This is a genomic window from Actinomadura logoneensis (assembly GCF_003428695.1).
GTDB lineage: Bacteria > Actinomycetota > Actinomycetes > Streptosporangiales > Streptosporangiaceae > Spirillospora > Spirillospora logoneensis.
In genome coordinates this window covers 1-7215 of sequence record NZ_QURH01000917.1, presented here as the reverse complement: position 1 = coordinate 7215, position 7215 = coordinate 1, and the positions used below count along the sequence as shown (strand labels likewise).

7 protein-coding genes are annotated in these 7215 nt (G+C 75.6%); 2 read left to right on the top strand and 5 right to left on the bottom strand.

The features are described from left to right. The coding region (locus DZF91_RS30955) for an alpha/beta fold hydrolase (RefSeq protein ID WP_117360619.1) at nucleotides 1-748 on the bottom strand (748 nt) is incomplete at its 3' end. Nucleotides 749-904: 156 nt separating this feature from the next. Here DZF91_RS30955 and DZF91_RS30950 point away from each other — a divergent pair. After that, a complete protein-coding gene (locus DZF91_RS30950; protein ID WP_117360618.1) occupies nucleotides 905-1735 on the top strand; it encodes a TIGR03619 family F420-dependent LLM class oxidoreductase in 831 nt (276 codons plus the stop codon). 29 nt (nucleotides 1736-1764) lie between these two features. On the opposite strand, the gene DZF91_RS30945 is transcribed toward DZF91_RS30950, so the two are convergent. The 4 genes from DZF91_RS30945 to DZF91_RS30930 form a co-directional block, all read right to left on the bottom strand. Continuing rightward, entirely contained in the window at nucleotides 1765-2343 is a 579-nt protein-coding gene (locus tag DZF91_RS30945; protein WP_117360617.1) for a DUF4870 domain-containing protein, read from the bottom strand. 105 nt (nucleotides 2344-2448) lie between these two features. Beyond that, nucleotides 2449-3546, bottom strand: coding sequence for an alcohol dehydrogenase catalytic domain-containing protein (locus DZF91_RS30940; RefSeq protein ID WP_117360620.1), 1098 nt, complete (start codon nucleotides 3544-3546; stop codon nucleotides 2449-2451). Between the two features lie 112 nt (nucleotides 3547-3658). Continuing rightward, the gene (locus DZF91_RS30935; protein WP_147341473.1) at nucleotides 3659-4252 is read right to left on the bottom strand and encodes a hypothetical protein; all 594 of its coding nucleotides are present in this window, start codon (nucleotides 4250-4252) and stop codon (nucleotides 3659-3661) included. 124 nt (nucleotides 4253-4376) lie between these two features. Beyond that, nucleotides 4377-5165, bottom strand: a complete 789-nt coding sequence (locus tag DZF91_RS30930; protein ID WP_117360615.1) for an SDR family NAD(P)-dependent oxidoreductase — start codon at nucleotides 5163-5165, stop codon at nucleotides 4377-4379. Nucleotides 5166-5216: 51 nt separating this feature from the next. Between DZF91_RS30930 and DZF91_RS30925 the strand changes: the two genes are divergently transcribed. Further along, nucleotides 5217-7215: hydantoinase/oxoprolinase family protein (locus DZF91_RS30925; protein WP_147341472.1), on the top strand; the 1999-nt coding region annotated here is incomplete at its 3' end.

Genomic DNA, 7215 nt, shown 5'->3' with positions numbered 1-7215 from the left:
GGTGGCCGCCGCCGGGCCACGCCTCCGCGCGGGACGCCGGGTGCCGGAACAGGCCGCGCTCCCAGTCCGCCGAGGCGGCCTGCGCGGCCGACCAGCACGACAGCACCGGGCAGGCGCGCCGGGCGAGGTAGGCGTCGCCCTGCGGGCGCAGGCCGAACGCCGCGTCACCCTCGTACATCGCCGGGAACGCCTCGGCGAGCGCCTGCGGCGCGGTGGCGAGGATCTTGCGGCGGTGCCAGGCGAGCAGCCAGGGCGGCGAGGCGGGCGTGTGGCACCACTCCTCGTTCGCCAGCGCGGTCGGGTACGGGTCGCCGGAGCGCAGCCCCGCGTGGATCGCCGGGAAGGCGGCGGCGATCTCGGCGGACTGGCCGTAGGCCGGGTCCACGCAGACCAGGGCGCGGACGCGGTCCGGGTGCTCGACGGCGAGGGCGCTGACGACCATCGCGCCGAGGGAGTGGCCGACCGCGACGACCGGTTCGGCGACCTCCAGCAGGTCCAGCAGCCGGACCAGGTCGGCGGCCAGGTCGTGCGGGGTGTAGCCGGTCGCGGGCGCGGACGACAGGCCGTGCCCGCGCAGGTCGGGCGCGATGATCCGGTACCGGCCGCCGAAGCCGGGCAGGTGGAAGATCCAGTCGTCGGAGTCGGCGCCGTAGCCGTGCACCAGCAGCAGCGTGGCGCGCGGCTCCCGGCCAGCGGGCAGGTCGTCGGTGAAGAACACCCGCGCGTCGCCCAGCTCTGCGAACGGCATCGGCCTGGCCTCCTCGGATTGACCGAACAAGCGCACGCTACATCAATGGACGGAAGCCGAGCAATCGCTTGGTTGTGGATACAGTGTGACGCGTGTCGCGCCGCCGCGCACGGCACCGGACGCCGGTGCCGGCACCGCAAGGGGAGGGGAGCCCGGATGCGCCTCGGGATCACCATGTTCGCCACCGACCGCACGATGCCGCCGCACGAGCTGGCCGTCGCCGCCGAGGAGCGCGGCTTCGCCTCGCTCTACCTGCCCGAGCACACCCACATCCCGGTCGCGCGGACGACGCCGCCGCCGACCGGAGCCGACACGCTCCCCGAGGAGTACGCCCGCACCCTCGACCCGCTCGTCGCGCTCGCCGCGGCGGCGGTGCCGACCCGCACGCTCACGCTCGGGACCGGCGTCCTGCTCGCGGCCCAGCGGGAGCCGCTGGTCACCGCGAAGGCCGTCGCGACGCTCGACCGGATCTCGGGCGGACGCGTCGTCCTCGGCGTCGGCTACGGCTGGAACCGCGAGGAGGCCGCCGACCACGGCGTGGACTGGCCGCTCCGCCGGGCCCGCGTGCGGGAGGCCGTGCTCGCCATGCGCGAGCTGTGGACGAGGGACGAGGCCGTGTTCGAGGGCGAGTACGCCTCGTTCGCGCCGAGCTGGTCATGGCCGAAGCCCGCCGGGCCGGTGCCGGTGCTGCTCGGCGGCGCGCCCGGCCCGACGCTGTTCGCGCACGTCGCCGAGTACGGCGACGGATGGATGCCGATCGGGGGCGCGGGCGTGCGCGAGGCGCTGCCCGCCCTGCGCGCCGCGTGCGAGGCGGCCGGGCGTCCGATGGCGCGGGTCGTCCCGTTCGGGACCGTGCCCACGCACGCCAAGCTGGAGTACTACGCCGGGCTCGGGGTCGACGAGGTGGTGCTGCGGGTCCCCGGCGGCGGCCGGGACGAGGTGCTGCCCGTCCTCGACCGGTACGCCGCCGAGCACCTTGGGCGCTGATCCGCGCGCCGGGCACCCCTCGGCGCCGGCTAGCGGATCATCCGGAAGCAGAAGAAGGTCGGGAAGCGCGTCCACCTGCCCTTGCCGCCGGAGACCGCGCCGACGATCGGGAAGACCCAGCCCCCGATCAGCAGCTCCAGGTAGACCAGGACCAGCGGCACGAGGTAGGCGGGGTTCTTGGTGATGATCGCCGGGACCGCGCAGACCGAGCCGAGCGCCAGCAGGTGGATCAGCATCGTGAGCTGGTAGTTCAGCGCCTGCGCCGCGTGGTGGCGGACGAACCGCGAGGTGTTCTTCTTCATCAGGTAGATGACCAGCGGCGCGAGGAAGCCGACGAACAGCATCAGCACGTAGCTGAGCACCACCATGTTCGTCTCCTCCGACGTCACCGCGCCGCCGTGCGCGGACGGGTGCTGCGGGACGCCGGGAGGGCCGTAGCCGTAGCGCGGATCGTAGGGGGGCGGCGGGCCGCCCTGGCCGCCGTAGGGCGAGCCGTAGGGGACGGCGTGCGGCGGCGGTCCGTACGGCGGAGGCTGCTCGCCGGAGGGCGGCCGGGGCTCGCCGGGCGGCTGCTCGCCGAGCGGAGGCTGCGGCGGGTTGTCGTTCACCTGTTCTCCGATCCGGGGGTACCAGTACGGCAATTTACCGTGAACCCACAGGCGGGGCGGGGTGAGCCGTACCGGCCGGCCGGACGCGGGCGGTGCCCGCCGCGGTCAGTCGAAGACGATGACCGAGCGGGCGACCGCGCCGCTCCGGACGTGGGCGACGGCCTCGTTCACCCGCTCCAGCGGGACCCGCTCGCTGACCAGGCCGTCCAGGTTGAGGCGTCCGCTCCGGTACAGGTCGGCGAGGATCGGCAGGTCGCGGGCGGGGACGGCGTCGCCGCCCTGGGTGCCCGCGAGGCGGCGCGACCCGAACAGCAGGCCCGCCGGGATCCGCAGGTCCCTCCCGGCGGCGGGAGAGCCGACCATCACGGTCGTCCCGCCCGGCCGCGTGGCGGCGAACGCCTTGGCCAGCACCTCGGTGACGCCGGTGACGTCGAAGGCGTACTCGGCGCCGCCGCGCACGATCTCGCCGACCTGCTTGGGCAGGTCGTCGGCGAGCAGGGTGTGCGTCGCGCCGAACTGCTCGGCGAGCCGGAGCTTGGAGTCGACCACGTCGGCGGCGATGACGGTCGTCGCCCCGGCGAGCACCGCGCTCTGCACGACGTTGAGCCCGACGCCGCCGCAGCCGACCACCAGGACGCTCGCCCCGGCCTCGACCCTCGCGGTGTTCATGACCGCGCCGTATCCGGTGACGACGCCGCAGGCGGTGAGGGCGAGCAGGTCGAGCGGGGCGTCCGCGGCCACCTTCACGCACATCGCCTCGGGCACCACCGCGCGCTCGGCGAACGCGCCGATGCCGATGTACGGGCGGACGGCCTCGCCGTCCAGCGACAGGCGGGTCGAGCCGTCGGGGAAGACGCCCATGATCGCCGACATCCGGGTGCTTCCCGAGCACAGGAAGGCACGGCCCCGCACGCAGGCGCGGCACCGGCCGCAGGGCCCGTTCATCGCGATGACGACGTGGTCGCCCGGCCGGACGCCCGCCACGCCCGGCCCGACCTCGGTCACGACGCCCGCGCTCTCGTGGCCGAGCACGCACGGCAGGTGCCGGACGACGGGGCTGGTGCCGTCCAGCGCCTTGAGGTCCGAGCCGCACACCCCGGACGCGGCGATCCGGACCGCGACCTCGCCCGCGCGCGGCGCCGCCACCGCCACGTCGGCGATCTCCAGGGGCGCGCCGAACTCCCGCAGCACCGCCGCGCGCATCACCGTCTCCGCCACCGCGGCCTCCCTCAGGGCTCGGCTCACCGCTCGGCCCACACGGTAGCACCAAGCATTTGCTTGGGAACAGCGGTGGCCGCCGCCCGGACGGGGCGGCTCAGCCGAACCAGACCACCAGCCGGACGTTGCCCGGCCCGTGCACGTCCGCGAGCACCTCCATGATCTTCCAGACCGGCTCCCAGGTCGCGGCGTCCACCGCGTCGCGGCGGCGCGCCCGGTCGGCCCGGTAGACGGTGCTCCCGTCGGTCCACTCGCGCCGCTCGGCCCAGTCGGCCGCGCCGCCCGCGCTCACGGCGACGTCCATCCGGTCGGCGAAGGCGGTGTCCCACAGGTAGGTCCCGACGAGCTCCAGCGTCCCGTCGCCGCGCCGCCGGTAGTGCCGGACGCGGCTGTCGGGGCGTTCGGACGGCTCGTCCCAGTCGATGCCCGCGAGCTCCTGCCAGCCGATCCAGGTGTGCCCGGCCAGGCCCTCGTTCTGCGCGGCCCGGGTCTGCGGTGACGCGTCCAGCGGCAGCCCGCGCCCGCCCGCCACCGGCCGGAACCCGAGCCGCTCGCGCACGCCGAACAGGCAGCCGAACGCGGGCTCGGACCGTCCGGTGAACACGTCCCGCAGTTCCAGCACGCCGCGCCAGCGGTCGAGGGGGTCGCTGCGCATCCGGCACTCGAAGAATCCGTGAATATCCGTCGCCACACCCTCATCGTCACCTCTGACGCGGCGAAATGGGATGGCTCCGCGCTCATGGCACCGGAGGTTTTGAGGTGACGGCGCGGCGCGCCGTCCACGGAGGTCGTCCGCGGGGCATCCCCCCGCCGGGTCAGGTGAAGTACTGGCCGGCGTTGACGTCGATGGTGGCGCCGGTCGTGGCCGCCGCCTGGTCGGACGCGAGCCAGATGACGGCGCGGGCGACGTCCTCCTCGGTGGCGATGCGGCGCAGGGCCATGGCGGCGGTGTCGCGGGCGCGGATCGCCTCGAAGGTGGTGTTCTCGGCCTCGGCGCGGGCGCGCATCCAGTCGTCCAGGACGTCCGAGGCGATCCAGCCGGGCGCGACGCAGTTGACGCGCACGCCGGACGGTCCGAGCTCGTCGGCCAGGCAGTGCGAGAGCAGGTGGACGGCCGCCTTGCCCGCCGCGTAGTCGCTGCGCCCGGCGTAGCCGCCGCGGGACGACATGGACGTGATGTTGACGATCGAGCCCATCCCGGCGGCGACCATGTGCGGGGCGATGTGGCGGCAGGCCAGGAGGGTGCCGAACGCGGCGGTCTCGACCGCCCTGCGCCACCGTTCGAGGTGCGCGTCGTCCATGTCGAGGACGTCGCGCCGGTGCGATCCCGGGAAGGCGGCGTTGACCAGGACGTCCACGCGCCCGAACCGGCCCGCGGCCGTTTCGGCGAGGCGGGCGGCCTGGGCCGGGTCGGAGATGTCGGTGGGCACGGCGAGGGCGCGGCGGCCCTCGGCCTCCACCTGCCCGGCGATGGCCGCGAGCGTTTCCGCACTGCGCGCGGCGACCACGACGTCCGCGCCCTCGCGCGCCATCAGCACCGCCAGCGTGCGGCCGAGGCCGGGGCCCGCGCCGGTGATCACCGCGATCTTGCCGTCCAGCATCATGCGCACTAACGTACCAAGCGCTAGCTAGGTACACGCCCCGCGGAGGTGCGGATGTGCGTCACCCTCGCGACCGACGTCGGCGGGACGTTCACCGACGTGGTGCTGACCGGGCCCGACGGCCGGGTCGTGGTCGCCAAGACGCTGACCACGCCGGACGACCCGGCCGAAGGGCTGCTGCGCGGCGTCCGCCGGGTGCTCGCGGACGCCGCCGTCGCCCCGCGGGAGGTCACCCGGTTCGTCCACGCGACCACGCTCGCGACCAACGTGATCCTGGAGCGGACGGGCGTGCCGGTCGCGTTCGTCACGACCGAGGGGTTTCGGTCGATGCTCGCGCTGGGACGCCGGGCGCGCGTCGAGGAGGACCGCTACGACCGCTACTACCGGCAGCCCGAGCCGCCCGTCCCGCTGTCGCACACCTTCACCGTCCCCGGGCGGATCGACGCCTCCGGGGCCGTGCTCACCCCGCTGGACGAGGCGGCCGCCGCGGACGTGGCCGGCCGCGTCGCCGCGCTCGGCGTCGCGGCCGTCGCGATCTGCCTGCTGCACTCGTACCTGAACCCGGTCCACGAGCGGCGGCTCGCCGAGATCGTCGCGGCCCGCCTGCCGGACGGCACGCCGGTCGTGGCGTCCTGCGACGTGTGGCCCGAGATGGGCGAGTACGAACGCGCGACGACGACCCTGATGTCCGCCTACGTCGGCCCGGTCATGGCCGCCTACCTGCGCGGACTCCAGGAGCGGCTGCGCGGGTGCGGGATCGTCGCGCCGGTCCGCGTGATGGAGTCGGCGGGCGGCGTGCTGCCCGCCCGGCTCGCCGCCGACCGCGCCGTCCACACCATCGAGTCCGGCCCGGCCGCCGGGGTCGTGGCCGCCGCCCGGCTCGGCGCCCGGCGCGGCATCGCCGACCTGGTCTGCTTCGACATGGGCGGGACGACGGCGAAGGCCGGGCTCGTCCGCGGCGGGCGGCCGGGCGTCACGCACGAGTTCCAGGTCGGCGGCAAGGGCAGCCACGGCGGGCGGCGGCCCGGCACGGGCGTCCCGATCAAGATTCCCGCGATCGACCTCGCCGAGGTCGGGTCGGGCGGTGGATCGATCGCCTGGGCCGACGCCGGGACGCTGCGCGTCGGGCCCCGCTCGGCGGGCGCGGACCCCGGCCCCGCCTGCTACGGACGCGGCGGGACCCTGCCCACCGTCACCGACGCCGACCTCGTCCTCGGCTACCTCGACCCGGCCGGCTTCGGCGGGTTCCGCCTGGACGCCGCGCTCGCGCGCGCCGCGATCGAGGAGCACGTCGCGCGCCCGCTCGGCGTGGACGTGACCGGGGCCGCCGCCGCGATCCACGACATCGCGGGCGCGCAGATGGGCGACGCGGTGCACGTCGTGACGGTCCGCCGGGGCATCGACCCGCGCGGGTTCACGCTGGTCGCGCTCGGCGGCGCGGCGCCGACGCACGCCGCCGGGCTCGCCGCGCGGTTCGGCATCGGACGGGTGCTCGTCCCGCCGAACGCCGGCGTCGGGTCGGCCGCCGGACTGCTGCACGCCGACCTCGCCGTCGAGCGGGCGCGCACGTTCCTCGCGCCGGTCGCGCGGCTCACGTCCTGCTCGGGGAGCCGCGAGGCGCTGGGCGACCTCACCGCCCTGCTCGCCGAGCTGGAGCGGTCGGCCCGCGCGGACCTCGCGGCGGACGACACGAACGGTACTGACAGCGCAGACGGCCCAGACGGTCCAGACGGCACTGACGGCACTGACGGCACTGACGGCGCGGTCGTCGTCCGGTCGGTGGGCATCCGCTTCGTCGGCCAGGCGCACGCGTTCACCGTCGAGCTGTCCGCCGGACCCGTGACGCCGGAGACCGTCCAGCGCGCGGCCGAGGAGTTCTACAAGCGGTACCACGAGTCCTACGGCATCGACCTGCGCGATCCCGCCGAGCTGACCACCGCGCGCGTCCGGGTGACGCTCCCCGGCGGCGACCCGCCCGCGCCGCGCCCGGTCCCGGTGCCGTCGCCCCCGGCGTCCCGCCGGGTCCGGCTCCCCGGCGGCTGGACCGACGTGC

Coding starts and splice junctions, on each gene's coding strand:
- DZF91_RS30950 (WP_117360618.1), top strand. CDS start 905: ATGCGCCTCGGGATCACCATGTTCGCCACCGACCGCACGATGCCGCCG.
- DZF91_RS30940 (WP_117360620.1), bottom strand. CDS start 3,546: ATGCGCGCGGCGGTGCTGCGGGAGTTCGGCGCGCCCCTGGAGATCGCC.
- DZF91_RS30930 (WP_117360615.1), bottom strand. CDS start 5,165: ATGATGCTGGACGGCAAGATCGCGGTGATCACCGGCGCGGGCCCCGGC.